The following is a 26180-nucleotide window of genomic DNA, read 5'->3' on the forward strand; positions in this document are numbered from 1 at the left end:
GTGAGCGTTGTCACTGGTGGTGATGCGGTTGCCACTAATGGCGGCGATGGCCAAGATGGTGCGTTTGCGGCCGTCGGGGGCACGGGCGGCCCCGGCGGCGACGCTGTTTCCGAAGGTAGCCAGGGCAACGTTGCCGCTGGCAGTGGGGGGGCTGGCGGCGTCGGCGGAATCGGAGGCGCCGGCGGCGACGGCGGACTGGCCGCTACGAATGCAGGAAATGCAGCGGGAGGTTCCGGGGGCAACGGCACCGTAGGGATCGCCACCGGCGGCGACGGCGGTGCCGGCGGCAACGGCGGGAATTCCCTATCCGGTACTGGCGGGAACTCTACCGGCGGCCGTGGCGGCCTGGGTGGCGATGGCGGCACGGGCGCTTCTGGTGGTGTGGGTGGTACTGGCGGGACAGGCGGCGCTGGTGGCCGCGGCGGCCTACTGATCGGCAACGGCGGCGCGGGGGGGGCGGGCGGAACCGGTGGGACCGGAGGCAACGGCGCGATCGGCGGGAACGGCGCTCTCGGCGGCAATGGTGGCACTGCGCAGGCGGGTGCCTTACAAGCTGTCGGTGGCGACGGCGGTGATGGCGGTGTCGCGGGCGTGGGTGGCACTGGTGGCACTGGCGGTGCAGGAGGGAGCGGTGGCTCCGGTGGTGACGGCGGGCTCCTGTTTGGCAATGGGGGCCAAGGCGGCAACGCCGGGATCGGTGGCACAGGAGGCACCGGGGGTATCGGCGGTGTTGGCGGCGGCGGGGGCGCTGGTGGGAGCGGCAACGGAACCTCAGCTCAAGCAGGAGGCTTTGGCGGCGATGGCGGGAATGGCGGTAATGGCGGCACCGGTGGGGATGGGGGTAACGGAGGCGCCAGCGGCACAACAGGCCAGGGTGGGTCCAGCGGATTCTTGCTCGGTCAGGATGGCGCCAGTGGCAACAGTGCCCAGGGAGGCACCGGGGGAACCGGCGGAACTGGCGGCGGGTCCGGCGCGGGCGGCGTCGGCGGCAACGGAACCACCGAATCCGGCGCTGACGGCCAGGCCGGCACCGCAGGCATCAATGGCAACTCCGGCCAGAACGGCTAGTTGAACCCCCGGTCGCTTTGTTTCTGAACTCCCGACCGGACGGTGGGGCTGGTGTTCACGGTAGTAGGCGGCATCCGAGTTGGCTGGTGGGATGTCCGCGGTAGGACTCGTAGCGCCGGCGGTGATGGAACCAGTCGACCCCTTCGGCGGCGGCATCTTGGCCTGCGCGGCGGTGCCCCAAGGTCAGCGGGGTTTGATTAGCTCGGCGCTTACGCGGCAAGGGTTCCGCCGATACGCGTCGTAATCGGTCATCGGTGCTATTGGTGTCCCATGCCGGCTGAGCACGCGACGTGCCTGGACAGCTCGGCGAGGTTGGTCAGGCCGAGGCTCAGAAGTGCGCAGGCGGTGACTAGCTGCGCCGTGGACAGGGCACGCAGGTGCGTGCGTAGTGGCTCGGGTGCGGTGATAACCATCGAGCACAGGGTGTTGAGTGCGGCGCAGCGGGGTTTGGCCTCACCGTTGCGGGTGATGCGCAGCATCCTGGTGGGCTTTCGATTGGTCCGGCGGCGAGATCAGGTACGCCCCTTCCTTTGTTTGCCAGACCGATTCGTGCCGCTGCTTCGTCGCCGATCGGGTCGCTCTTGTCGCACGTGCAGCGCAACTCGCACGATTTGATTTAAGTATCTGGGGTACTACGTATTTCGTATATCACCATAGGTAAAGGTTGGGGATCGGATACCTGACAGGCGTGCGCCAGGGGGGCCTTGTTGCGCCGCGATCCAAACTTGCTGACCTCTTGCGCCGTCATGCAAAATGTCTAAAAGCGTTGTGGCAGAGGTATATTGGTGCAAACATGGCTTTACGCTGATCGCAATCTTCTGCAGTGGACAGTAGTAAACGCTGCCGATAAAAGCCTGTGATTCGCCTGCCGTTTGGCTGGCCGAGGCGACCGTTTCTCCGCCTTTGTGATATGCCTCACCGGGGCGGTCGGTGACAGTTCTATGGTCTAATCGTCTGTATGACAGTTGATTTCGCATCACTGCCCCCAGAGGTCAACTCTGGCTTGATTTTTGGTGGGCCTGGTCCGGCGGAGTTGGTCGTCGCCGCAAACAGTTGGCAGTCGTTGGCCGCGGATCTGCGCGGGTCAGCATCTTCGGTTGAGGCGTTGATTTCGACGCTGGCCCAGGACTCATGGTCCGGGACATCTTCCGAGGCGATGGTGACTGCCTCAGGTCCTTACGTCGAGTGGTTGCACCTGACGGCGGCGCAGGCGGAAGACTCTGCCGCAAAGATCCGTTTGGCAGTAGGTGCCTTCGAAACAGCACAGGCGTCATCTGTGCATCCAGCCCTGGTGATCGCAAACCGGATGCAATTGGCTTCCCTGGTTGCCACTAACGCGTTCGGTCAGAATTCGCCGGCCATTGCCGCAGTTGAAGCTGAGTACGGCGAGATGTGGTCGCAGGATGTCTCTGCGATGTTGAGTTACCAGACTCAGGCAGCTGGGTTTGCGACACTAGCTCCTCTCGAAGATCCGCCATCTCTGGCCGGTACTGCAGCGGACCTTCTGCCTGTTGCCCAATCGGAGGCGGCCGCCACGTTGACGGCGGCATCTCAGGTGGCCTCGGACGCCCCGGACGTCACGTTGCCGTCACTGCAAGACGTTGTGGCACCAGCGTTTACTGCGGCGCAGACACTTGCGTCGCCGGTCGGCTCACTCATGCAACCCGCCATGATGCTGCTGAGCTCGGGCATGCAATTCGGCATGCAAGGTGCGAATTCGGCTACCGGTGCGGCTTTGCCCGCGGAGGCCAATTGGACAAGTGCCTTGATGGGTTCAGAAGCTAAGCTGCCTGCAACTACCGGCTACAGCGGAACAGCGGCGTCTGCGGCGCTAGGTGAAGCCCGATTGGCGGGCGCGCTTTCGGTGCCCGCGGGGTGGGCTGGGGCCGTCGCCGGGATTGAGAACGGAGCTACAGCATCAGCGCTGTCCAATCTCAATGCCACCACTGGTGATGCACTAATGACTGAACAAGCTGCGGCAGCAGGCGGCGGGACGCCGATGCTGCCGATGGCTCCGAGCAGCGCGGGCGCGACTCCGCTCACACGAGCTATGGGCGGGGCCGTAAACCTATACACCAAGTCACGACCCAGCGTCGTACCCCGAACCGGGGTCTAGCCCAGATAAACACCAACCACTCAGTCCAATTGCGTCGAACTTGAAAGGAAGATCATGTCTTTCGCTACTTTGCCGCCCGAGATTACTTCAGCGCTTCTGTATAGGGGAGCAGGGTCAGCACCAATGTTTTCAGCCGCGAATTCATGGGAAGGCCTCGCGGCCGAGTTACGTTCAGCCGCAGCATCATTCGGATCGCTGACGACGAACCTCGCCAACGGACCGTGGCAGGGCGCCGCTGCAGTCAAGATGACGGAGGCAGCTGCCCCGTACGCGGCGTTTCTCGCTACGGCAGCGATCCACTCAGAGCAGGCGGCCGGCCAGGCCGCTGCGGTAGCGACGGCTTTTGAGGGGGCACGTGCGGCGGCCGTTCCTTCAGCGGTCATCGCGGCGAATCGCGCGGTTACGTCAGCCCTGGCTAGAGCGAACTTCTTCGGCTTCAACTTCCCAGCGATAGCGGCGAAGGAGGTCGAATACGAGGAAATGTGGGCACAGGATGTGGCTGCAATGTCGGCTTATCACGCCGGCGCATCGCAAGCAGCGTCACAATTGCACCCCGTCGAGCAACTTGCGCGATTCGTGCCCGCCGCGCCATCCTCACCCAGCGAATCTCGTTCACGCGGCACGGCCGCGGCCCCGAACTCGCCATCTGCGCCGGCGCTAGGCCAGCCCTCCACAACTCGACCTCTGTCACCAACGCCGAGACCTACCGCTCCGATAGCGCCGGCATCGCCGTCCTCCCGTCCCACGATCTCACCGACGCCTTCGACGACTAGCCCGGCGTCGCCAAACTTGCGACCTACAGCGCCCTCGACCACCGCTCCCATGTCGCCAGCAGCACCTGCGCCTGGCGTTGTCGGTCCCACTAGGCCCGGTGGGCCCGTTCCGCGGCGCTGATCACGGAGACCGGTCCCATGAATCCACAGCGGCGGCGCGAGGTTCGAAATCCCGATCGGCGCTCATCTGCAGTCTTGGCGCACAAAAGATTGTGAAGGGGTGAGGCCGGAGTCGCCACATTCGATAGAGGTGCGGCTCGAGAGCGTGTTATTGCACACGCCGAGGGTTCGGCACCGCAGGACCTAGGGGGACTGACTTCAGCACCGCGTCTGCACGCAATTGGCGGAAAGCTGATGGGTTTATCGAGGAGTCATTGAGAAAGACAACTCCCCGAGTACGTCGAGCACCGCAATGCCGCATGTCAGTGCCACTAAGACTTCTTTGGGCTGCCGGTGAGCCGGCCACGAGCCGGAGTTGGCCGTCTATTGCATTGAGTTAAGCACTGTTTCATTAGCGCCAGTGAGAGAGACAAGGACCGCGATCGGATGTTCCGCGACCATGAAGGAGGCAAAGCTGCCGCTAGCGCCCGACCAGATCGAACGCAGTGGATCGGGCGGTCCGCGCACGAGGAGTTGCAGCGTAAAGTGCGCCCGCTGCTCCCGGCGGACGACCCCTTCTACCAGCCGCCGGCGGGCTTCGAGCACGCCGCACCCGGCACGGTGCTGCGCTCCCGCGACGTCGAGCTGGCCTTCATGGGCCTGATCCCGCAGTCCACCACGGCCACCCAGTTGCTGTATCGCACGACGGACATGAACGGTAAGCCGGAGGCGACGGTGACGACGGTGCTCCTGCCCAAGGAGGTGGCTCCCGGCAAGACCATGCCCCTGCTGTCGTATCAGTGCGCGATCGACGCCATCTCGTCCCGGTGCTTCCCGTCCTACGCGCTGCGGCGCCGGGCCAAGGCCGTCGGCTCGCTGGCCCAGCTCGAACTGCTGCTGATCAGCGCCGCCGTCGCCGAAGGATGGGCGGTCTCGGTACCCGACCACGAGGGCCTGCACGGGCTGTGGGGCACCCCGTATGAACCCGGCTACCGGGTGCTGGACGGCCTGCGAGCCGTACGCAGTTCCGAACGGCTCGGCGTGCCCGCATCGGCGCCGATCGGGCTGTGGGGCTACTCCGGCGGCGGCTTGGCCAGCGCCTGGGCCGCGGAAATGTGCGGCGACTACGCCCCCGAACTCGACATCGTCGGTGCGGTACTGGGATCACCCGTGGGCAACCTCGGAAACACCTTCAAACGGCTCAACGGCAGCCTGCTCGCCGGGCTGCCCGCTCTGGTGGTGGCGGCGCTCACCCGTGCCTATCCCGACCTGGATGCGGTGATCAAGGAGCACGCCAACGAGGACGGCCTGGCCATGCTCGAGAGCATGGAGCGGATGACGACCGCCGAAGCGCTCATCTCGATGGCAAACAGAAACATCGGTGACTACCTCGACCACCCGTTGGAGGACATTCTGGCAACGCCGGGGGTCGCGCATGTCATTGACGACACCACCCTGGGTGTCGCGGTGCCGACGCCGCCGGTGTTGATCGTGCAGGCCGTGCACGACTATTTGATCGCCGTCGACGATATCGACGCTCTGGCGGATTCGTATTCAGCCGGCGGCGCCGACGTCACCTACCACCGGGACGCGTTCAACGAGCACATGCTGCTGCACCCGCTGTCGTCGCCGATGGCGCTGCGCTGGCTCATCGACCGGTTTGCCGGTCGGCCGCTGACCGACAACCTCATCCGCACCACCTGGCCGACCATGTTCAACCCGATGACCTACATAGGAATGGCACGCCTGGCCGTGATCGCGGCCAAGGTCATCACCGGCCGGACGATCCACCGCCGCCCGCTCTGAACTGCAGCCGATGCATTACGTGACAACCAGGTGGGGGCGCATGAATTCAGCGGCGCCTTGAGTCTGGCTGGGTGGCTCTCGTCGCAACTGGTTTCCAGCACGTGCAAGTGCCCTACTGGTTTCCCGTCTGTCGCTGCGGTGCGCACAATTCACGTTCAGTCGTTGCGCTATGACTCATCACATCAAGACTTAACCAGTACATTCGCGAGCCGTGGCCATCAAATCGCGATATGGGGATATCGGCAATACGTATTTCCTTACTCGTTGGTCGGCGTGGATACTAGAAATCATCAACTGTATGTGCCGCATGCCCAAGAACTGATTGGCCGGGCCTGTGTTGGAAAGGTAGGCAATGAACGACGCCGTTTGCCCTGACTCAATCAAGTGAGGTCGCCGTCCTGAGTCGTCGTCTCCCCTGTTTTCCGATCCCGACGCCTGGGAAATCGACACCACAACGTGCACAACTTTCACACGAATTGTTTCCGGCTTCGCCGCCTCTGTTAACGCGCAGTCTGTTGATCGATGGATGCTGAATAAGACCCACGAGAATGCTCATTTGTGGACAAAAAAATACATCGATGAACATTACGTAACCAAGACGTCTGATATGCGGCATTTTGATGGAGAAACGAGGTATTATTTATGTCGTTCTTGACTGTATTGCCCGAAGAAATAATTACCGCCGCTGCCGACTTGTCCGGGGTCGGGTCGACGCTGAAATCAGCACATGCGCTGGCGTCGACCAACACCATTGGACTAGCTGCGGCCGCAGAAGACGAGGTGTCGGCTGCGGTGGCGGCGTTGTTCTCCGGGTATGCGCAGGACTATCACCAAGTCAGCGCCAAAGCCGAGGTGTTGTACTCGGAGTTTGTGAAGACGATGGCATCGACAGCGAGCACCTATGCCAGTGCCGAAGCCGCTAGCGTCTCGCCGCTGCGTAGCTTTGAGCAAGAACTGTTGGAGTGGATCAATGCACCTACAAACGCGCTGCTGGGGCGCCCGCTTATCGGCAACGGCGCCAACGGCGGGCCCGGACAGAACGGCGGCGACGGAGGACTGCTGTTCGGCAATGGTGGCAACGGCGGCAACGGAGCCTCGGGCCAAGCCGGTGGGACCGGAGGCAACGCCGGACTCATTGGCAACGGCGGCAACGGTGGCAGCGGCGCTACCGGTTTCAACGGCGGCAACGGTGGCAACGGCGGACTGCTGTTCGGCAACGGTGGCAACGGCGGCAGTGGTGGAGCCGGAGCCATTTCCGGCGCCGGAGGCAACGCATTTTTCTTCGGCAACGGTGGTAACGGCGGCGTAGGCAGTAGTGGGGTTGCGGGTGGCGACGGTGGTAATGCCGGCTTTATCGGCGACGGTGGCGACGGTGGCGACGGCGGCGACGGACGCAGGGGGGGCCAAGGGGGTACAGGTGGCTCTTTGCTCGGGAATGGTGGCGACGGCGGGGCGGGCGGCATCTTTAGTGCTGGCGGAAAAGGCGGCGACGCCGGGCTGTTTGGCAATGGCGGTGATGGCGGCCGGGGCGGCGACGGCGTAGTCGGCGATAACAGCAACAGGTTCGTATTCGGGCAGGGGGCGACCCCCGGTACCGACGTGACCCAGGACGGCGAAGCCATCGCGACAAATGGCGGCAACGGCATTAACGGGCAGACTGGGCCCGGCGGTGGCGATGCTTCTCAGGGAGGCGCCGGCGGGGACGGTGGACGCGGTGGCATTTTGATTGGCCACGGTGGTGCCGGTGGAGATGGCGGGACCGGAGGGACCGGCGGCGTCGGCGGCCACTCTACGTTGATACTCGCTGGAGATCGTCTTTCAATAGAAGACAGCGCCGGTGCTCCTGGCGCTGATGGTGGCCAGGCCACTTCGCTGTCGGGTGATCTGGCTCAAGGGGGTGACGGCGGTGTTGGCGGCAATGGGGGAATCGGTGCGTCCGGCGGAGACGGCGGTCAGGGGGGATCTGGCGGCAACGGTGGCCGAGGCGGTCTCCTGATCGGTAACGGTGGTGCCGGCGGCTCGGGCGGGACCGGCGGGGCAGGAGGCGCGGGCGCGAGCGGTGGTGCCGGCGCGATCGGCGGTAATGGCGGAGCCGCCAATTCCGGTGGGGAGGCAATCGGCGGTGCCGGCGGCGACGCGGGCGACGGTGCGACCGGTGGCACCGGTGGCCGCGGCGGCGTCGGGGGTGTTGGCGGTAACGGCGGCGACGCAGGGCTGATCGGCAACGGTGGTCAAGGCGGCAATTCGGGCAACGGCGGTGTCGGCGGCACCGGCGGTGTCGGTGGTGCGGGCGGAAATGCAGGCTTCGGTGGAGTCGGCGATGGCGGACAAGCCACCGGCATCGGAGGCGACGGCGGGGACGGCGGTAACGGGGGCGACGGCGGTACCGGCGGTGCCGGCGGTGCCGCCGGCACCCGCGGCGTCGGCGGAGCTGGTGGATCCTTGTTCGGCCAAAGCGGTGCCGACGGCAACGTCGGCCAAGGCGGTGGCGGCGGAGCAGGTGGGGTGGGCGGTGCGTTCGGCACCGGCGGGGTAGGTGGAGTGGGTACCAATACCGATGGTATTCAAGGCTTGGATGGTACTGCGGGTCTCAACGGCAAGTCCGGGCAAAGCGGATGAAGTAACTCAACGTTACCGCAGCGTCGACCCAGCGAAATGCGTGGACGATCCCACTGATCAGGGTCGGACTGGAGGTGAAGAAAGTGTCGACGTTGTTGTCCATTCGTCCAATCTTCAGTTCGTTCATGACTTAACTACGACAGTATGTGCTTTTCGTTAATTGCACCCGCACCAGACTGATCGTTGAAACCGAAGTGCTGAGGCGGCGAGTTTACGGTGATCCTGTCGACGATCCGAAAGCACCGCCCTCGCCGATCAAAGGACTTTTAAGCTTTTCCTGGCACTATATTGTCACCGCTCCGACTTTTGAACCGGAGGCCATCATCTCTGCTCGTAAATCTACTTTGGACAAGAATGCCGCTACAATTGAGTCCGAATTTGTAGACTTGGGCACACGCGGTGTATCGCTTCGGCGGCGCCGCCAGCCGTCGCGGACCGAGTCAAGTAATGCCATAAAAGTGCCGAAAGCCGCTATCGCCGACACGGCGGTCATCGAGCCCGATGTCTCCGATATCGGCCAGCTGAATTTTCGACCGATTGATGCCGCGGTCGAAGTCGGAGGACTAGCGACGCGGCACACTTTCGAGGTGCAGCCGGAGCCGATTGAAGCCCTTCGACCGCACGGACGGCGTCGCTCCCATCGCCGAGTCGCGAGCAGTCCGGACTACTGAGGGATGCCCGATGAATCCCCGACCGATGACTGTTTTGCGGTTGTCACCAACAGTCTCACCGCCTACCTCCATGCGGTTGTCGAGGAGCGCTGGGTCGGTGAGATACGGCGACCACGAAGCCCTGTGACGCACGAGCCGCTCGTCGAGCGCAGCCCCGAAGATCATCCCAGTGGAGCAGACACCTCGGTGAATGGGATTGCAGTTCCCCGCACTTGACCGGCTGTCCGGCCGCGACCGGTGCTGGAACGGATGGTGCAGAAAAATCTCGTGTGTTGAGTCGTTAATTCGTGGGTTCTTGTTGAATGAGTGATGCCGTCACCGCACGCTGCGCAGATCGTGTTGACCGAGGACGAACGTGCCGAATTGGAGGGGTTGGGTTCGTCGGCGCAACAGGGCTGGATTGGCTCCACACAAAGCCCCGCGGCTCAGAGCGGGCGCAACACGATGTGCATGCCGTCCATCGGTACCGGCATGCCGCCGTAGTCCCAGCGCGGCTTGTAGTCGGGCCGGGGCAGCTCCAACTGGTAGCGGCGCAGCAGCCGGTGCAGGATCGTCTTGACTTCCAACTGGCCGAACACCATCCCGATGCACTTGTGCGCTCCGCCGCCGAACGGGGTGAACGCATACCGGTGCCGCTTGTGCTCATTGCGTGGCTCGGTGAACCGTTCGGGGTCGAATTTCAGTGGGTCGGTCCAGATTTCGGGCAGACGATGGTTCATCCCAGGGAATGCGGTGACGTTGGTCCCCTTCGGCAGGTAATGGCCGAGCAGTTCGGTGTCCCGCACCGTCCTGCGCATCGCCCACTGGACGGGTGTGACCAATCGGATCGATTCGTTCATCACCAGATCGAGTGATTCCAGCTTCTCCAACGACTCGATGTCCAAGGGGCCGTCTCCGAGGCGGTCCGATTCGTCGCGGCAGCGTTGCTGCCACTCCGGGTGCGCGGCCAAGTGGTAGATCATCGTGGTGGCCGTCGACGTGGAGGTGTCGTGCGCGGCCATCATCAGGAAGATCATGTGATTGATGACATCTTCGTCAGAGAACCCGTTGCCGTCCTCGTCCTCGGTCTGACACAGCACCGTCAGCAGGTCGTTGCCGTCCTTGCCGCGCCGTTCCTTGACCCGTTCGGCGAAATAGTCCTCCAGCAACTCCCGGGCCTTGAGCCCGCGCCACCACGTGAACGGCGGGACCCCTTTGCGGATGACGGCGTTGCCGGCCCTTGTAGTCGTGGTGAATGCCTTGTTCACCCTGGTGACCAACTCACGATCGGTGCCGGGTTCATGTCCCATGAAAACCATCGAGGCGATGTCGAGCGTCATCTCCTTCATCGCCGGATAGAGCAGGAAGCGGGCGTCGTTGGTCACCCAGTCATCGGCAATGACGTGCTGCACCACTTGGTCGATGTGCTCGAGGTAGCCCACCAGGCGAGAGCGGATGAAGGCTTCTTGCATGATCCGCCGGTGGAACATGTGCTCCTCGAAATCGAGCAGCATCAGGCCGCGGCGGAAGAAGGGGCCGATCACCGGTACCCACCCCTGCTGGGAGAAGTCCTTGTTGCGGTTGGAGTAAATTGCCTGCGCGGCGTCCGGCCCCAGGGCCGTGACGAACGGCAGAAACGGCGAGTCGCCGAAGATGAGCGGACCCTTGGTCTCGTAGAGAAACATCAGGTATTCGGGCCCGCCGCGCAGCAACTCGATCATGTGCCCGAGGATCGGCAGGCCGGCGTCGCCCACGACCGGCTTGAGTCCGCTGCCCGGCGGCGGGTCGGCAAGTGTTTTCTCCGGGAACTGGGTGTTGCGCAGCTTGCGTTCGACCAGGCCCATGCCGGGAAAGTTGTTGAAAGACGGCGTAAACCGGCGCTTGGCCTGGTCCAGGAGGTAGTCCGGGGTGCTGATGGTCGCCCTTCCAGCGGACATGACACGCGCTCCTCACCGGTTGTGGTCACCGTCACTTTTCACTATTTCGGACCGACTTGACGCCTGTCAAGTTTTCTTTTTGGATTGGTGTGGTGCAAGGTCAGGGTGTGATCGCGAAGTGAGTAGTCAGGCCGCTGACGAGGGCCAGGGGGCGCCGGCGTCGCGACGGCGCGGCGACAAGCACCGCCAAGCGATCATGCAGGCGGTTCGTGAGCTGCTCGAAGAGGAGCCGTTTTCCGAACTCTCGGTCAGCGCGATCAGCCTGCGGGCCGGGGTGGCGCGATCGGGCTTCTACTTCTATTTCGACTCGAAATACTCGGTGCTCGCGCAGATCCTGGCCGAGGCGGCCGAAGAACTCGAGGAGCTGACGCAGTACTTCGCCCCGCGGCAGCCGGGGGAGACGCCGGAGCAGTTCGCCAAACGAATGGTCGGCAGTGCCGCCGCCGTCTACGTGCACAACGACCCGGTGATGAGCGCCTGCAATGCGGCTCGCCACACCGATATCGAAATCCGCTCGATTCTCGATCGGCAGTTCGAGGCGGTGCTCCAGCAGATCGTCAGCATCGTCGATGCGGAGATGAGGGCCGGAACCGCACAGCCGATCAGCGACGACCTGCCGACGCTGATCCGCACGCTGGCCGGGGTCACGTCGCTGATGCTGACGGGCGACCCCCTGCTGGTCGGGCGCGACAGCGATCTCGAGCGCCGGGTGCGCGTGCTGGAGCAGATGTGGCTCAACGCGCTTTGGGGCGGGCCGGCCCGCCAGACCTGACCGCCCCCGCGCGATCAGCTGTTGGTGTGCTGCGGCGCTGTGTTCTCGCCGCCGGACTGGAGCTGGTAATTGGTGTGGAGGTCAGCCCCGCAGGCCGCCGTCGTGCTGACGACGGCTGTGGCCAGCGCGGCGGCCACCAATAGCCGAATCGCCCGCGTCCTGGCTTTTGTATTCATGAATGCCCCTTTCATGGGTAATGCGGTGTGCGATGGAGAATCGAACTTTAGCTCAGCCTGGACCAGGCGTAAATGGGGATTTGGAATGAAGTTTTTGGGCGGAACCGGCGCAATGGTGAATTGCGGGAGTGGTGATGTTTGTTATCTGTAGGTGAATGAAATAACCTGGCATGCAGCATATTTCGCGTCGTGCGACGGATCTTCGACAGCACGTCTGATCCTTGCCGAGTGGTTCTTTATCTGGCCGCCAAGCGGCGCGTGTAAACAATTTTTACACAGCCGGCATCCAATCTTCGGATGCAAATGCAGTGCGAGAACACCGGCGCAAGGCGAATCGTCAAGGTGCCGGGTTGTCTGGCCGTGTCGGGCCCGGCGGTATCGTTCCGGCCATGGTGCAGGGTGGCTCCACGGAGTATTTCGCGGGCAAGCGGTGTTTCGTGACCGGCGCGGCGAGTGGCATCGGCCGCGCCACCGCGCTGCGGCTGGCGGCGCAGGGCGCCGAACTTTATCTGACCGACCGCGACGCCGACGGGTTGGCGCAAACCGTGGCCGACGCCCGGGCGCTCGGTGCGGACGTGCCCGCGCACCGGGTGCTGGACATCGCCGACTACGAGCAGGTAGCCGCGTTCGCGGCCGACATCCACGCCGGTCACTCCACGATGGACGTGGTGCTCAACATCGCCGGCGTTTCGGCGTGGGGGACCGTCGACCGGTTGACCCACGACCATTGGGACAAGATGATCTCGGTCAACCTGATGGGCCCGATCCACGTGATCGAGTCCTTCGTCCCGCAGATGATCGCAGCCCGACGCGGTGGGCATGTGGTCAATGTTTCCTCGGCGGCCGGAATCGTCGCGCTGCCCTGGCATGCCGCCTACAGCGCCAGCAAGTACGGGCTGCGCGGTCTTTCCGAAGTGCTGCGATTCGACCTCCACCGGCATCGCATCACGGTGTCGGTGGTGGTGCCCGGCGCTGTGCAGACTCCGTTGGTCAACACCGTCGAGATCGCCGGTGTGGACCGCGAACACCCGCACGTCGCCCGCTGGGTGGACCGCTTCAGCGGCCATGCGGTCTCCCCGGAGCGGGCCGCCGAGAAGATCCTGGCCGGCGTGGCGCGCAAGCGATACCTGATCTACACCTCGCAGGACATCAGGGCGCTGTACGCGTTCAAACGGCTGGCCTGGTGGCCGTACAGCGTGGCGATGCGCCAAGTCAACGCGATCTTCACGCGTGCGCTGCGGCCCGGGCCCCCGGTGCGCTAGGAAGGCATTTCCAGTTCCAGGCGCACGCCGAGCAGGCGGATGGGGCGGTCGAGTTCGAACAGGTCCAGGATCCGCAGGGCCGCGGCGGTGATGACGCCGGAGTCGGTGGTGGGAGTGTCCAGCTTGCGGATCTTGGTGCGGGTGTAGAAGGTCGCGGTGCGGACGGTGACGGCTACCCGGGTGACGATGCGCCCCCCGGGGTGCATGCGCACCACGTCGTCGAGTGCCCGTGTTGCCAAATCGGTTACCGCCGACTCCATTTCAGTGCGGTCGGTGAGGTCGCGCGGGAAGGTGACGACATGACTGCGCGAGCGCGGTATCCACGGCTGCGCGCTGACCTCGGTGTCTCCGCCGCCCTTGGCAAGCAACAGTAACCACAGGCCGGTGCGTGGGCCGAACGCGGAAGTCAGCAGCTCTCCGTCGGCGTTCGCGAGTTGTGCCACCGTGGTGATCTCAAGGGCAGCAAGCTTTTTGGAGGTCTTGGGGCCGATGCCCCAGAGTGCGTCGACCGGACGGTCGGCCATCAGCGTCATCCAGTTGGCGTCGGTGAGCGCGAAGATGCCGGCCGGTTTCGCAAAGCCGGTCGCGACCTTGGCGCGTTGCTTGTTGTCGCTGATGCCTACCGAGCAGGACAGCCCGGTCTCCATGGCGATGACCGTGCGAATGTTCTCGGCGACCGCCACCGGATCGGACGGCACGCCGACGTAGGCCTCGTCCCATCCCCATACTTCGACGGGATGACCGAGGTCGCGCAACAGTCCCATCACGTGTTCGGAGGCCGCGTCGTAGGCGGCGGGATCCGAGGCGAGGAAGGTGGCACCCGGGCAGCGGCGGGCTGCGGCACGCAACGGCATGCCGGCGTGCACGCCGAACTCGCGGGCCTCGTAGGAAGCACACGTGACCACCTTGCGCGGTTCGGTGGGATCACCGCTGCCGCCGACGATGACAGGGAGGCCGACGAGATCGGGATGCCGGCGCAGCTCGACCGCGGCGAGAAACTGGTCGAGGTCGACGTGCAGGACCCAGTGCGACATGTCAGCGGTTATCGGCCACACAGTTTGTTGGCCAGGCTCGCCCAGGCATCGGCAAGCGTATGCATCGTGTGGCCGCCCTCGGTGAGTTGGTGCTGGACATAGTCGACGTCGAGCAGGGCAAGCAGCGCGTCGGTCTGGATGCCCAGGTCTCCTGTGGTGTGCGCGGCCTGCAACAGCGTGCGGACGTGCGTGCGCAGCACGACGGCGGCTCCCACGTGGCGCATATGCGGGTCACGGCTGGCCGCGGACATGACTTCACGGTGGGTGTGCACGAAGCGCATCCGTTCGCGACCGAACGCGACGAGCCGCTCCAAGGGTGGCGCGTCGGGCCCCAACGGCGGTGGGCCGAACAGGAATGCCTGTTGGCTGGCCTTTTCGTCTTCGTCGAGTAGCACCAGCATGAGCCCGGATCGGCTGCCGAACCGGCGAAATAACGTCCCCTTGCCGACACCGGCGGCCGCGGCGATGTCGTCCATGGTGACCGCGTGGGCACCGCGCTGGGCGACCAGCCGGCGTGCCGCCTCCAGCAGCAGCGCCCGGTTTCGTGCGGCATCGCTTCGCTCCGGCAGCGGTTCTGTCGTCAAGTCTTCGTGCGCGGATACCGGTAATCCGCGCAGCTTCTCGACACCGCCCACCACTGCACCTTAACGCGACCGGAATAAAACGGACTAAAGTCCGCTTAATAGGTGCGACGATGAAGACCAACAATCCGAAGGGGACGTAACAGTGTCGGGAATCAAGATCTTGGCCTTGGTGGGCAGCCTGCGTGCGGGGTCGGTCAACCGGCAGATTGCCCAATTGGCGGCCGACGTGGCGCCGGAGGGCGTCACGGTGTCGATATTCGACGGGCTCGGGGAGGTGCCTTTTTACAACGAGGATATCGACGACGCGATGAACAGCGAGCTGGACCAGGCTCCTGCGCAGGCCGAGGCGCTGCGAGCCGCGGCCGCCGGGGCCGACGCCGCTCTGGTGGTCACTCCGGAATACAACGGAAGCATTCCCGCCGTGGTCAAGAATGCGATCGACTGGCTGTCGCGACCCTTCGGCGACGGCGCCCTGAAAGACAAGCCGCTAGCGGTGATCGGCGGCTCGCTGGGCCAGTACGGCGGAGTATGGGCCCACGACGAGACGCGCAAGTCATTCGGGATCGCCGGCGCGCGGGTGAGCGAGGCGATCAAGCTGTCGGTGCCGTTTCGGACCCTGGGCGACGGTGCCCCGGCCGACAACGCGGAGTTGTCGGCCAACGTGCGGGACGTGGTGGAAAAGCTGGCCGCCGAGGTCGGCTGACTTCGCTGCACGGGATCGCCGGCGGGTGACAACTCCCGGATAACGCTCTGGTCAAAGCCGTCGACGGACCCCGTCGACGGCTTTGCTGGCTGGGGCGCCGATGTCGCCGGCCCGAACTTGTCGGTGCCGGCTGATATACCCGACACCATGTCGAGGTTCGGTACACCTTCCGCGCGTTGTTGTGATCTACGACACGCCGACAAGGCGGCGTCGACACGCTTACGACCTGGGAATTTCAAAAATGTTATTCAGAACATGTTGTATCTCTTCTCGTTGTCACCCCCTAGGTGTAGTGTTTCGAGCACCGGCAGATCCCAGGTTCACCAGGTCCCGCGGCCCGATGAACTTCCCAGAATCGACGCAACCGATTCGAGCCCGGCCGGCTCGGAACGGACGCCGCACGACGGGAATCTGGGGGCTCGCCGGGCCGCTGAACATAGCGCGGATGTACCACCCCAGTCGTTGCCAGTCCCGTTAACTCCCCCCGCAAAGGAGCGGTACGCCCATGAGCATCACCGTCTACACCAAGCCCGCCTGTGTGCAGTGTGTCGCCACCTACAAGGCGCTGGACAAGCAGGGCATCGACTACCGGAAAGTCGACATCACCCTGGACCCCGAGGCGCGCGACTACGTGATGGCGCTCGGCTACCTGCAGGCGCCCGTGGTGGTGGCCGACAACGCACACTGGTCCGGCTTCCGGCCCGACCGCATCAAGGCACTCGCCGAATCGGCGATGAGCGCTTAGTGCGGCAGACGATCTAGATAAGAGGAAGGGTTGCGGTGCCTCATGGACATCTCAGAGATCGCGGGGCGCAACCTGGTCTACTTCTCGTCCGTGTCGGAGAACACCCACCGCTTCGTGCAGAAGCTGGGTGTTCCCGCCACGCGGATACCGCTGCACGGCCGAATCGAGGTCGACGAACCGTACGTGCTGGTGTTGCCCACCTATGGCGGCGGCCGGGCGGCTCCGAACATCAATGACGGTGGCTACGTCCCCAAGCAGGTCATCGCTTTCTTGAACAACGAACACAACCGTTCGCTGATCCGCGGCGTCATCGCCGCGGGCAACAACAACTTCGGTGCGGAATTCGCCTACGCGGGCAACGTGATCTCCCGCAAATGCGGTGTTCCGTACCTCTACCGGTTCGAACTCATGGGCACCGAGGACGACGTGGCCGCCGTGCGCGACGGCCTCGCTCACTTCTGGGCTCAATATTGGAAGGAACAGACGTGCCACCAACCGTCACTGCAGAGCCTGTAACCGCCGGCGTGCACCCCCACCTTGCGGGAGGCGCGGCGGAGCTGGATTACCACGCGCTCAACGCGCGGCTGAACCTGTACGACGCGGACGGCAAGATTCAGTTCGACAAGGACGTGCTCGCCGCACGCCAGTACTTCCTGGAGCACGTCAACCAGAACACCGTCTTCTTCCACAATCAGGACGAGAAACTCGATTACCTGATTCGCGAGAACTACTACGAGCGTGAGGTTCTCGACCAGTACTCACGCAATTTCGTCAAGACCCTGCTGGACCGCGCCTACGCCAAGAAATTCCGCTTCCCGACGTTCCTGGGCGCCTTCAAGTACTACACCTCCTACACCTTGAAGACCTTCGACGGGAAGCGTTATCTGGAGCGCTTCGAGGACCGCGTCGTGATGGTCTCGCTCACTCTGGCCGCCGGGGACACCGCGCTCGCCGAGAAGCTGGTGGACGAGATCATCGAGGGCCGATTCCAGCCGGCCACCCCGACGTTCCTGAACTCCGGCAAGAAGCAGCGCGGCGAACCGGTGAGCTGCTTCCTGCTGCGTATCGAGGACAACATGGAGTCGATCGGGCGGTCCATCAACTCCGCGCTGCAGCTGTCCAAGCGGGGCGGCGGAGTCGCGTTGCTGCTCACCAACATTCGCGAGCATGGCGCGCCGATCAAGAACATCGAGAACCAGTCCTCCGGCGTCATCCCGATCATGAAACTGCTCGAGGACTCGTTCTCCTACGCCAACCAATTGGGTGCCCGTCAGGGCGCCGGCGCGGTGTACCTCAACGCCCACCATCCCGACATCTACCGTTTCCTGGACACGAAACGAGAGAATGCCGACGAGAAGATCCGGATCAAGACGCTGAGCCTGGGCGTGGTGATCCCCGACATCACCTTCGAGTTGGCCAAGAATAACGAGGACATGTACCTGTTCTCGCCGTACGACGTCGAACGGGTCTACGGCATGGCGTTCGCCGACATCTCGGTGACCGAGAAGTACTACGAGATGGTCGACGACGCGCGCATCCGCAAGACCAAGATCAAGGCCCGCGAGTTCTTTCAGACGCTCGCCGAGCTGCAGTTCGAGTCGGGCTACCCGTACATCATGTTCGAGGACACGGTGAACCGGGCCAACCCCATCGAGGGCAAGATCACCCACTCGAACCTGTGCTCGGAGATCCTGCAGGTTTCCACGCCGTCGCTTTTCAACGACGACCTGTCGTACGCGAAAGTGGGCAAAGACATTTCGTGCAACCTCGGATCGCTGAACATCGCCAAGACGATGGACTCACCCGACTTCGCACAGACCATCGAGGTGGCGATCCGCGCGCTGACCGCGGTCAGCGACCAAACTCACATCACATCGGTGCCGTCGATCGAGCAGGGCAACAACGACTCCCACGCGATCGGGCTGGGGCAGATGAACCTGCACGGGTACCTCGCCCGCGAGGAGATCTTCTACGGCTCCGAAGAAGGTATCGACTTCACCAATATCTACTTCTACACCGTGCTCTACCACGCGCTGCGCGCCTCGAACCGCATCGCGATCGAACGAGGAACGCATTTCAAGGGTTTCGAGCGTTCCAAGTACGCCTCGGGTGAGTTCTTCGACAAGTACACCGACCAGGCATGGGAGCCCGCGACCGAGAAGGTGCGCCAGCTCTTCGCCGACGCCGGAATCCGCATCCCTAACCAGGATGACTGGAAGCGGCTCAAGGAATCGGTGCAAGCGCACGGCATCTACAACCAGAACCTGCAGGCGGTGCCGCCGACCGGGTCGATCTCCTATATCAACCATTCGACGTCGTCGATCCACCCGATCGTGTCCAAGGTGGAGATCCGCAAGGAAGGCAAGATCGGTCGCGTCTACTACCCGGCGCCGTACATGACCAACGACAACCTGCAGTACTACCAGGACGCGTACGAGATCGGCTACGAGAAGATCATCGACACCTACGCCGCGGCCACGCAGCACGTGGATCAGGGACTGTCGCTGACGCTGTTCTTCAAAGACACCGCCACCACACGTGACGTGAACAAGGCGCAGATCTACGCCTGGCGCAAGGGAATCAAGACGCTGTACTACATCCGGCTGCGCCAGATGGCCTTGGAAGGAACAGAGGTCGAGGGCTGCGTGTCCTGCATGCTCTAAGGCAATTCGGGGCAACCCGCGGATCGTCGTTCAGGGCCTCGACATCGCCTTTTCGGGAACTTAGCCAGGGCTGCTCGTTGCCGCGAACCAAGCCGTGGTCACCGAGCGCGTCTGCGGGGGTGGGAAATGCGCGTCGCCGGCTCCGAGTGGACCCAGCTTCACCGTCCACAGCGGTTGGGAACGATCGATGGGCATCGAATTATCCGCGGTTGCCATCAAGACGACGTCCTTACCGCTGCATCCGTAGGCGCCGACCAGGCCGTCGTCGCGGCCACCCCAGGCACCTCCGTTACGAATTCGACACTGCGTGCCGTCGTCCAATAGCAGGGCGAACGGCCGCGGCAACGACACCGGTTGGACGGCAGGCAGCGCATCGGTCACCCTCAGCCGGTGAAGTTGTTTCTTCCACGGATCGTCGACGCACAACAGAGTCGGCGCAGTCGATTTCCAGCAGACGTCGGCGGCCGCTACTGACGGTGAACATCGATAGATACCGGGGTCGACGGCTGAGGGCGAGGCATCACACCTCGAGACGGTGCCGCTCACCTCTCCGGTTGTCGTGTCGCGGTAGCTGTTGGCAGGTTCTCCGTCGACGACCGCCACCACGTTGACGACCTGCGTTTTCGCCGCCGCGGGCGTGGAAGCTGCAGGGCCGGGCGACCCTACCGCCGATGAACTCGGAGCCGCGGGCGTATTCGAGGTGTGGCATGCGGTGCCGGCGGCCGCGGCAAGTACGAGAGTTGTGCATACCGTTGCGCCGCGTAGCGATCGGCGTCCACCGGCGATGAGTCGTGTTCGGCGCATCCGATGATTATGAGCGCGTGCCCTAGGGCCGACGGTGAATCCCACGACGCTCAGTCCGCGTGTTGTGTCGGGATTCACATTCGGCCGGGTGGTGAGCGCCCGGTCTGCGCAGGTCAGCGGCGCCCAAGCGGTAAGGTGCTTGACGTGGTGAGAATCCCGCGGCCGCACCCCCCGAGCGTCAAGCCGGGGGTGAAAGTCGATGCCCGCAGCGAGCGTTGGCGCGAGCACCGCAAGAAGGTGCGCGCCGAGATCGTCGACGCCGCCTTCCGCGCGATCGACCGGCTGGGGCCGGAGTTGAGCGTGCGGGAGATCGCCGAGGAGGCCGGCACCGCCAAGCCGAAGATCTACCGGCACTTCACCGACAAGTCCGACCTGTTCCTCGCCATCGGGGAACGGCTGCGCGACATGTTGTGGGCCGCGATCTTCCCGTCGATCAATCTGGCCACCGATTCGGCCCGCCAGGTGATACACCGCGCGGTCGAAGAGTTCGTCACCCTTCTTGACCAGCACCCCAACGTCATGCGGGTCTTCATTCAGGGCAGCTCCAGCGCCCAGTCCAAGGCCACCGTGCGGACGCTGAACGAGGGCCGCGAGATCACGCTGACCATTGCCGAGATGTTCAACAACGAACTGCGGGACATGGAGCTGGACGCCGCCGCGCTCGAACTCGCTGCTTTCTCGGCGTTCGGGTGCGCCGCGTCGGCCACGGAATGGTGGCTGGGCCCCGAACCGGACAGCCCGCGGTCGATGACGCGTGAGCAGTTCGTCAGCCAGCTGACCACGATCATGATGGGCGTCATTGTCGGTACCGCCGAAACGCTGGGCATCGCGATGGACCCCGACAAGCCCATCCACGATGCGCTGCCCGCCGCATTGCCGTGAGCTGAGCCGCCGCGACGTTGACATCCTCGCGGGGATCGATAACACTCGGAGATATCCGATACCCCGGGTACTGGGTATTTGCGTTTAAGTGCGTGCGCCCGCCAGTAGCGGACACAACAGGAAAGATCACCATGACCGACGTCGTGACCTCGGATACCGAAGCAACCGAGAAACCGCAGTCCGAGCCGATTCACACCCGCACCGTCATCATCGGGACCGGATTCTCCGGCCTCGGTATGGCCATCGCGCTGCAGAAGGCGGGCGTGGACTTCGTCATCTTGGAGAAGGCCGACGACATCGGGGGCACGTGGCGCGACAACAGCTACCCCGGCTGCGCCTGCGACATCCCGTCGCATCTGTACTCGTACTCGTTCGAGCCCAAGCCGGACTGGAAGAACCCGTTCTCCTTCCAGCCCGAAATCTGGGATTACCTCAAAGGCGTCACCGACAAATACGGGCTCCGGCGTTACATCGAGTTCAACTCGCTGGTCGATCGGGCCTACTGGGACGACGACGAGTACCGCTGGCATGTGTTCACCGTCGATGGGCGTGAGTATGTGGCCCAGTTCCTCGTCTCGGGGGCTGGCGCCCTGCACATCCCGTCCTTCCCCGACATCGAAGGCCGTGACGAATTCATCGGTCCCGCATTCCATTCCGCGGAATGGGACCACAGCGTCGACCTGACCGGCAAGCGGGTGGCGATCATCGGAACCGGTGCCAGCGCCATTCAGATCGTGCCCGAGATCGTCGAGCAGGTCGCCGGGCTTCAGCTCTACCAGCGCACCCCGCCCTGGGTGGTGCCGCGGTCCAACCCCGAGATTCCGCGCTCACTGCGCACTGCCATGGAGAACGTTCCCGGGTTACGCGCCTTGGCTCGGCTGGCGATCTACTGGACCCAGGAAGCGCTCGCCTTCGGCATGACAAAGCGCCCGAATGCGCTGAAATTCATTGAGGCGTACTGCAAGTGGAATATCCGGCGCTCGGTCAAGGACCGCGAACTGCGCCGCAAGCTGACCCCCAAGTACCGCATCGGCTGCAAGCGAATCCTCAACTCGTCCACCTATTACCGGGCCGTTGCACACCCCAGGACCGAGTTGATCACCGAGGGCATCACTCGAATCACCCCCTCTGGGATCGTCACCGCGGACGGTCGTGAGCGTGCGGTGGACGTGATCGTGTACGCCACCGGCTTCCATGTCACCGACTCTTACACCTACGTCCAGGTCAAGGGCCGGCACGGCGAAGACCTGGTGGACCGGTGGAACCGCGAGGGCATCGGCGCGCACCGGGGCATCACCGTCGCCGACGTGCCGAACCTGTTCTTCCTGTTGGGTCCCAACACGGGGCTGGGGCACAACTCGGTGGTGTTCATGATCGAATCCCAGATCCACTACGTCGCCGACGCGATCGCCAAGTGCGACAAGATGAACGCCCAAGCCCTGGCTCCGACCCGCGAAGCGCAGGACCGGTTCAACAGCGAGCTGCAGGAGAAGCTGTCCCACTCGGTGTGGAGCAGCGGGGGATGCAGCAGCTGGTATCTCGACGAGCACGGCAAGAACACGGTGTTGTGGGGCGGCTACACCTGGCAGTACTGGATGGCCACCCGTTCGGTGAAGCCCGAGGAGTATCAGTTCCTGGGTGTCGGCAAGGGGTCTGGAAAGAGCAAGCCGAAGGTCGCCGCGGCGCGTTAGCCCCACTTGGGGGTACAACGGGCAAGTGCCCCGACAGTTCCGCGTTCGACTCGCCGCCGGTCTCGTTGTCCTGCTCGCCGGCTGCGGTCAGCAGGGCGGGGGATCGGCGCCGGTGCCCACCGCGGGGAAACCCCCGGCCACCACGGCGGGGCTGCCACCTGCGGCCGAGCCGCAGCGGGCACCGCCGCCGCAGCGGACGCTGCCCGGACGACTCGTGCGGGTCGGCGAGGCGCCCGAAGGGGTGGCGGTGGATGCGCAGACGCGCACCGTCGCCGTCGCCACCCGTAACCCCGACGAACTCGTGTTGCTGGACGCCACCTCCGGCACCATCACCGGCCGGGTCCGGCTGCCGGGCACGGTCCGGCACCTACAACTGGCCGGACCGGGTGGACCGGTGCTGGTTCCGGTCGAAACGGCCGATGTCCTGGTCCGCGTCGAGTTGCCGGAGGGCAAGTCGCTGCCGGCCGTCCACACCGGCGAGCACCCCCACGACGCCGCGGCGGCGGCCAACGGTGCCGTGTTCGTCGCGAACGAACACGGCGCGACAGTGGCCGTGCTGCGCGGCGATCACATCGTGAAGGTCTTCGCCGACAGTGTCCAGCCGGCCGGTACGGCGGCGGTGGGGACGTCGATGGGTGTGCTGGATGTCCGCAGGAACGACCTGACCGTCTACGACGCCGAACGGCTGACCATCGTGGGCTCGACGCCGGCCGGGGCGGGTCCGACGCACCTGGTGGCTGACCGGCACGGCCGGATGATCGCCGCCGACACGCGCGGCGATGCCGTACGGGTGTTCACCCCGCTGCCCGTGCCGCGCGAGGTGGCCAGCGTGGCTCAGCCCGGTGGTCCGTACGGCATCGCTTACGACTGGCCGCGTGACCTGCTCTGGGTCGCGTCGTCGGGAACCAACGAAGTCGTCGGCTACGACATGGCGGATGCGAAGCCGCGTGAGGTGCAGCGCTTTCCGACGGTACAGAATCCGTACACGGTCGGGGTCGACGCGGACACCGGCCGGCTGTTCGTCGCGGGGGCGAGCGCAGGCGTCGTGCAGATCATCGAGGCCACGCCCTGACCTCGGCGATCGGGTGCCGTCGCGTTGATTGCGACACGCGCAAAACACAACCACTTGTGTTCCGGCGGCTTGTCGTACCCCAGGGGTAGTGTCTGAGGCCTAAGCACATCCGGCGCAGCCGGCAGCCAAATCAGTCTGGTGAAGTGGGGTTCTGGTGAGTGGAAATGCAAAGCTGATCGACCGTGTTTCGGCGATCAACTGGAACCGTCTGCAAGACGACAAAGACGCCGAAGTGTGGGACCGGTTGACCGGAAACTTCTGGCTGCCCGAGAAGGTGCCGGTGTCCAACGACATCCCGTCCTGGGGCACGCTGACTGCCGCCGAGAAGCAGCTGACGATGCGGGTCTTCACCGGCCTCACGATGCTGGACACTATCCAGGGCACCGTCGGTGCGGTCAGCCTGATCCCGGACGCGCTGACCCCGCACGAGGAGGCGGTGTACACCAACATCGCCTTCATGGAGTCGGTGCACGCCAAGAGCTACAGCCAGATCTTCTCCACGCTGTGCTCGACCGCTGAGATCGACGACGCGTTCCGCTGGTCGGAAGAGAACCCCAACCTGCAGCGCAAGGCCGAGATCGTGCTCGAGTACTACCGCGGCGACGAGCCGCTCAAGCGCAAGGTGGCCTCCACGCTGCTGGAGAGCTTCCTGTTCTACTCCGGGTTCTACCTGCCGATGTACTGGTCGAGCCGGGCCAAGCTGACCAACACCGCCGACATGATCCGGCTGATCATCCGCGACGAGGCGGTGCACGGGTACTACATCGGCTACAAGTACCAGCGCGGCCTGGCGCTGGAAGACGAGGCCAAGCGCGCCGAGCTAAAGGACTACACCTACGAGCTGCTGTTCGAGCTGTACGACAACGAGGTCGAGTACACCCAGGATCTCTACGACGAGGTAGGGCTCACCGAGGATGTCAAGAAGTTCCTGCGCTACAACGCCAACAAGGCGCTGATGAATCTCGGCTACGAGGCGCTGTTCCCGCGCGACGAGACCGACGTGAACCCGGCGATCCTGTCAGCGCTGTCACCGAACGCCGACGAGAACCACGACTTCTTCTCGGGCTCGGGGTCGTCGTACGTGATCGGCAAGGCCGTGGTTACCGAGGACGAGGACTGGGACTTCTGACACCGTCATGAACGACGCGTGAATAGTCTCACCCGCGCCCCTCGGCAAGTGGCGTCGTCGACCTCGCTTTCGGAACACTGAGCGGGTGACGAAAGACCAAGCAGACTGCGCCCACCCCCACTTCTTTCGCTCGGTGATCCGCTGGCTGCAGGCCGGCTATCCCGAGGGCGTGCCCGGACCCGACCGGGTCCCGCTGTTCGCACTGCTGCGCAGCACGCCGCTGACCGCAGAACAGCTCAAGGAAGTCATCGACAACCTCACGGCCAAGGGCTCGCCCGCGGTGGTCGACGGCGTGATCGACGGCAACGAGATCGCCGAGTCCATCGCCGAATTGACCCACCGCGACCCCGGTCCGGAGAACGTCCGGCGGGTGGCCGCCACCCTCGCCGCCGCCGGCTGGCCGCTGGCCGGCATCGACGTCAGCGAAGTGATCCCCGGCGACGAGGACGGCGAGGCGGCCGAAGAGGTGGCCGCCCGGCTGCGGGCTACCTCACAAGGTTGAGATGTCGATGACGAAGCGATAGCGCACGTCGCTGGCCAGGACGCGCTCGTAGGCTTCGTTGACGTAATCGGCTGCGATGACCTCGATTTCGGGCGTCACGCGGTGTTCGGCGCAGAAATCGAGCATCTCCTGGGTCTCGGCGATGCCGCCGATGTTGGAACCGGACAGGCTGCGCCGCGCCAGCGCGAGCGGGAACGCGGGCACTTCCATCGGATGCTCGGGAATGCCGAGCTCGACCAATGTGCCGTCGACGTCGAGGAGGCCGAGGTACTGGCCGAGATTCAGGTTCGCCGAGACGGTGTTCAGGATCAGGTCGAAGCTGCCCCGCAACTTTTTGAATGTGTCGGAATCGGCGGTCGCGTAGTAACTGCTTGCGCCCAACCGCAATCCGTCTTCCATCTTCTTCAGCGACTGCGACAGCACGCTCACCTCGCAACCCATCGCCGCGCCCAGCTTGACGCCCATGTGGCCCAGGCCGCCCAAGCCGACGATCGCCAGCCGGGTGTCCTTTCCGGCCTTCCAGTGCCGCAGCGGCGAGAACAGCGTGATGCCGGCGCACAGCAGCGGCGCCGCGGCATCCAGCGGCAGCGAGTCGGGAATGTGCACGACGAAGTTCTCGTTGACGACGACCGCCTGGCTGTAGCCACCCTGCGTCGGGGTGCCGTCCTTATCGATGGAGTTGTAGGTGAACGTGGCGCCGGACTTGCAGTACTGCTCGAGCCCGGCTTTACAGCTGCTGCACTGGCCGCACGAGTTCACCATGCAGCCGACGCCGACGTGGTCGCCGACCTTGTGCCTGGTCACTTCGGAACCGACCGCGGTGACCACGCCGGCAATCTCGTGGCCCGGTACCACCGGGTAGTTCGGTACGCCCCACTCGGCTTTGACGGTGTGGATGTCGGAGTGGCAGATTCCGGCGAACTTGATATCGATGGCGACATCGTTGGGGCCGGGCTCGCGGCGTTCGATCGTGGTCTTGGTCAGCGGTTCGGTCGCCGATGTCGCGGCGTATGCGGAAACGGTGCTCATCATCTTCCTCTGGGATCGAATTTTCGCTCCAATAAAGGTTAGCTAAGTTAACGGTTTCGGGCCA

23 protein-coding genes and 1 pseudogene are annotated in these 26180 nt (G+C 64.3%); 17 read left to right on the top strand and 7 right to left on the bottom strand.

What is annotated here, in order from left to right; all coding sequences use genetic code 11:
* A pseudogene (locus AC5Y7D_RS11100) lies at positions 1 to 1068 on the top strand (PE family protein); the annotation flags it as partial.
* 257 nt (positions 1069 to 1325) lie between these two features.
* On the opposite strand, the gene AC5Y7D_RS11105 reads toward AC5Y7D_RS11100, so the two are convergent.
* The gene (locus tag AC5Y7D_RS11105; RefSeq protein ID WP_499923905.1) at positions 1326 to 1547 is read right to left on the bottom strand and encodes a hypothetical protein; all 222 of its coding nucleotides are present in this window, start codon (positions 1545 to 1547) and stop codon (positions 1326 to 1328) included.
* 479 nt (positions 1548 to 2026) lie between these two features.
* Between AC5Y7D_RS11105 and AC5Y7D_RS11110 the strand changes: the two genes are divergently transcribed.
* The 5 genes from AC5Y7D_RS11110 (at position 2027) to AC5Y7D_RS11130 (ending at position 9152) form a co-directional block, all read left to right on the top strand.
* Positions 2027 to 3184 (top strand): PPE family protein, encoded by a 1158-nt coding sequence (locus tag AC5Y7D_RS11110; protein ID WP_499923906.1) that lies wholly within the window; start codon positions 2027 to 2029, stop codon positions 3182 to 3184.
* Positions 3185 to 3238: 54 nt separating this feature from the next.
* On the top strand, positions 3239 to 4078 hold the full coding sequence (locus AC5Y7D_RS11115; RefSeq protein ID WP_499923907.1) for a PPE family protein: 840 nt from the start codon (positions 3239 to 3241) through the stop codon (positions 4076 to 4078).
* Positions 4079 to 4503: 425 nt separating this feature from the next.
* Positions 4504 to 5862 (top strand): lipase family protein, encoded by a 1359-nt coding sequence (locus AC5Y7D_RS11120; RefSeq protein WP_499923908.1) that lies wholly within the window; start codon positions 4504 to 4506, stop codon positions 5860 to 5862.
* A 642-nt stretch (positions 5863 to 6504) separates the two neighbouring features.
* On the top strand, positions 6505 to 8481 hold the full coding sequence (locus AC5Y7D_RS11125; RefSeq protein WP_499923909.1) for a PE family protein: 1977 nt from the start codon (positions 6505 to 6507) through the stop codon (positions 8479 to 8481).
* 146 nt (positions 8482 to 8627) lie between these two features.
* On the top strand, positions 8628 to 9152 hold the full coding sequence (locus AC5Y7D_RS11130) for a hypothetical protein (protein WP_499923910.1): 525 nt from the start codon (positions 8628 to 8630) through the stop codon (positions 9150 to 9152).
* A gap of 425 nt (positions 9153 to 9577) precedes the next feature.
* Here the strand turns inward: AC5Y7D_RS11130 and AC5Y7D_RS11135 are convergent, their stop codons facing one another.
* Positions 9578 to 11068 carry a cytochrome P450 gene (locus AC5Y7D_RS11135; RefSeq protein WP_499923911.1) on the bottom strand — a complete coding sequence of 497 codons (1491 nt, stop codon included), beginning with the start codon at positions 11066 to 11068 and terminating at the stop codon, positions 9578 to 9580.
* Positions 11069 to 11186: 118 nt separating this feature from the next.
* Here AC5Y7D_RS11135 and AC5Y7D_RS11140 point away from each other — a divergent pair, with 118 nt between their 5' ends.
* Positions 11187 to 11840: a TetR/AcrR family transcriptional regulator gene (locus tag AC5Y7D_RS11140; RefSeq protein ID WP_499923912.1), complete on the top strand. Its 654-nt coding sequence runs from the start codon at positions 11187 to 11189 to the stop codon at positions 11838 to 11840.
* A gap of 14 nt (positions 11841 to 11854) precedes the next feature.
* On the opposite strand, the gene AC5Y7D_RS11145 is transcribed toward AC5Y7D_RS11140, so the two are convergent.
* Positions 11855 to 12016, bottom strand: coding sequence for a hypothetical protein (locus AC5Y7D_RS11145; protein WP_499923913.1), 162 nt, complete (start codon positions 12014 to 12016; stop codon positions 11855 to 11857).
* Positions 12017 to 12405: 389 nt separating this feature from the next.
* Between AC5Y7D_RS11145 and AC5Y7D_RS11150 the strand changes: the two genes are divergently transcribed.
* A complete protein-coding gene (locus tag AC5Y7D_RS11150; protein ID WP_499924163.1) occupies positions 12406 to 13278 on the top strand; it encodes an SDR family oxidoreductase in 873 nt (290 codons plus the stop codon).
* Here AC5Y7D_RS11150 and AC5Y7D_RS11155 read toward each other — a convergent pair.
* Together AC5Y7D_RS11155 and AC5Y7D_RS11160 are read right to left on the bottom strand one after the other, a co-directional pair.
* On the bottom strand, positions 13275 to 14312 hold the full coding sequence (locus AC5Y7D_RS11155) for a DNA polymerase IV (RefSeq protein WP_499923914.1): 1038 nt from the start codon (positions 14310 to 14312) through the stop codon (positions 13275 to 13277). The genes AC5Y7D_RS11150 and AC5Y7D_RS11155 overlap by 4 nt on opposite strands.
* 8 nt (positions 14313 to 14320) lie before the next feature.
* Positions 14321 to 14947, bottom strand: coding sequence for a TetR/AcrR family transcriptional regulator (locus tag AC5Y7D_RS11160; RefSeq protein ID WP_499923916.1), 627 nt, complete (start codon positions 14945 to 14947; stop codon positions 14321 to 14323).
* 91 nt (positions 14948 to 15038) lie between these two features.
* Between AC5Y7D_RS11160 and AC5Y7D_RS11165 the strand changes: the two genes are divergently transcribed.
* From AC5Y7D_RS11165 to nrdE, 4 genes are all read left to right on the top strand, one after another.
* Positions 15039 to 15599, top strand: a complete 561-nt coding sequence (locus AC5Y7D_RS11165; protein ID WP_499923917.1) for an NAD(P)H-dependent oxidoreductase — start codon at positions 15039 to 15041, stop codon at positions 15597 to 15599.
* A 505-nt stretch (positions 15600 to 16104) separates the two neighbouring features.
* Positions 16105 to 16344, top strand: coding sequence for a redoxin NrdH (locus tag AC5Y7D_RS11170; RefSeq protein ID WP_499923918.1), 240 nt, complete (start codon positions 16105 to 16107; stop codon positions 16342 to 16344).
* 42 nt (positions 16345 to 16386) lie between these two features.
* On the top strand, positions 16387 to 16860 hold the full coding sequence (gene nrdI / locus AC5Y7D_RS11175) for a class Ib ribonucleoside-diphosphate reductase assembly flavoprotein NrdI (RefSeq protein ID WP_499923919.1): 474 nt from the start codon (positions 16387 to 16389) through the stop codon (positions 16858 to 16860).
* An 8-nt stretch (positions 16861 to 16868) separates the two neighbouring features.
* A complete protein-coding gene (gene nrdE, locus AC5Y7D_RS11180) occupies positions 16869 to 19007 on the top strand; it encodes a class 1b ribonucleoside-diphosphate reductase subunit alpha (protein ID WP_499924164.1) in 2139 nt (712 codons plus the stop codon).
* A 60-nt stretch (positions 19008 to 19067) separates the two neighbouring features.
* Here nrdE and AC5Y7D_RS11185 read toward each other — a convergent pair whose 3' ends face one another.
* The gene (locus tag AC5Y7D_RS11185) at positions 19068 to 19811 is read right to left on the bottom strand and encodes a hypothetical protein (RefSeq protein ID WP_499923921.1); all 744 of its coding nucleotides are present in this window, start codon (positions 19809 to 19811) and stop codon (positions 19068 to 19070) included.
* A gap of 144 nt (positions 19812 to 19955) precedes the next feature.
* Between AC5Y7D_RS11185 and AC5Y7D_RS11190 the strand changes: the two genes are divergently transcribed.
* From AC5Y7D_RS11190 to AC5Y7D_RS11210, 5 genes are all read left to right on the top strand, one after another.
* Positions 19956 to 20693, top strand: coding sequence for a TetR/AcrR family transcriptional regulator (locus AC5Y7D_RS11190; protein ID WP_499923922.1), 738 nt, complete (start codon positions 19956 to 19958; stop codon positions 20691 to 20693).
* Positions 20694 to 20824: 131 nt separating this feature from the next.
* Positions 20825 to 22384 (top strand): flavin-containing monooxygenase, encoded by a 1560-nt coding sequence (locus AC5Y7D_RS11195; protein ID WP_499923923.1) that lies wholly within the window; start codon positions 20825 to 20827, stop codon positions 22382 to 22384.
* Between the two features lie 25 nt (positions 22385 to 22409).
* Positions 22410 to 23456: a YncE family protein gene (locus AC5Y7D_RS11200; protein ID WP_499923924.1), complete on the top strand. Its 1047-nt coding sequence runs from the start codon at positions 22410 to 22412 to the stop codon at positions 23454 to 23456.
* Positions 23457 to 23610: 154 nt separating this feature from the next.
* The gene (nrdF, locus tag AC5Y7D_RS11205) at positions 23611 to 24585 is read left to right on the top strand and encodes a class 1b ribonucleoside-diphosphate reductase subunit beta (RefSeq protein WP_499923927.1); all 975 of its coding nucleotides are present in this window, start codon (positions 23611 to 23613) and stop codon (positions 24583 to 24585) included.
* A gap of 85 nt (positions 24586 to 24670) precedes the next feature.
* On the top strand, positions 24671 to 25087 hold the full coding sequence (locus AC5Y7D_RS11210; protein WP_499923928.1) for a DUF3349 domain-containing protein: 417 nt from the start codon (positions 24671 to 24673) through the stop codon (positions 25085 to 25087).
* Here AC5Y7D_RS11210 and AC5Y7D_RS11215 read toward each other — a convergent pair.
* Positions 25076 to 26116, bottom strand: a complete 1041-nt coding sequence (locus tag AC5Y7D_RS11215; RefSeq protein WP_499923929.1) for an NAD(P)-dependent alcohol dehydrogenase — start codon at positions 26114 to 26116, stop codon at positions 25076 to 25078. The genes AC5Y7D_RS11210 and AC5Y7D_RS11215 overlap by 12 nt on opposite strands.
* Positions 26117 to 26180 lie beyond the last annotated feature (64 nt).

The organism is Mycobacterium sp. NGS49 (assembly GCF_059812565.1).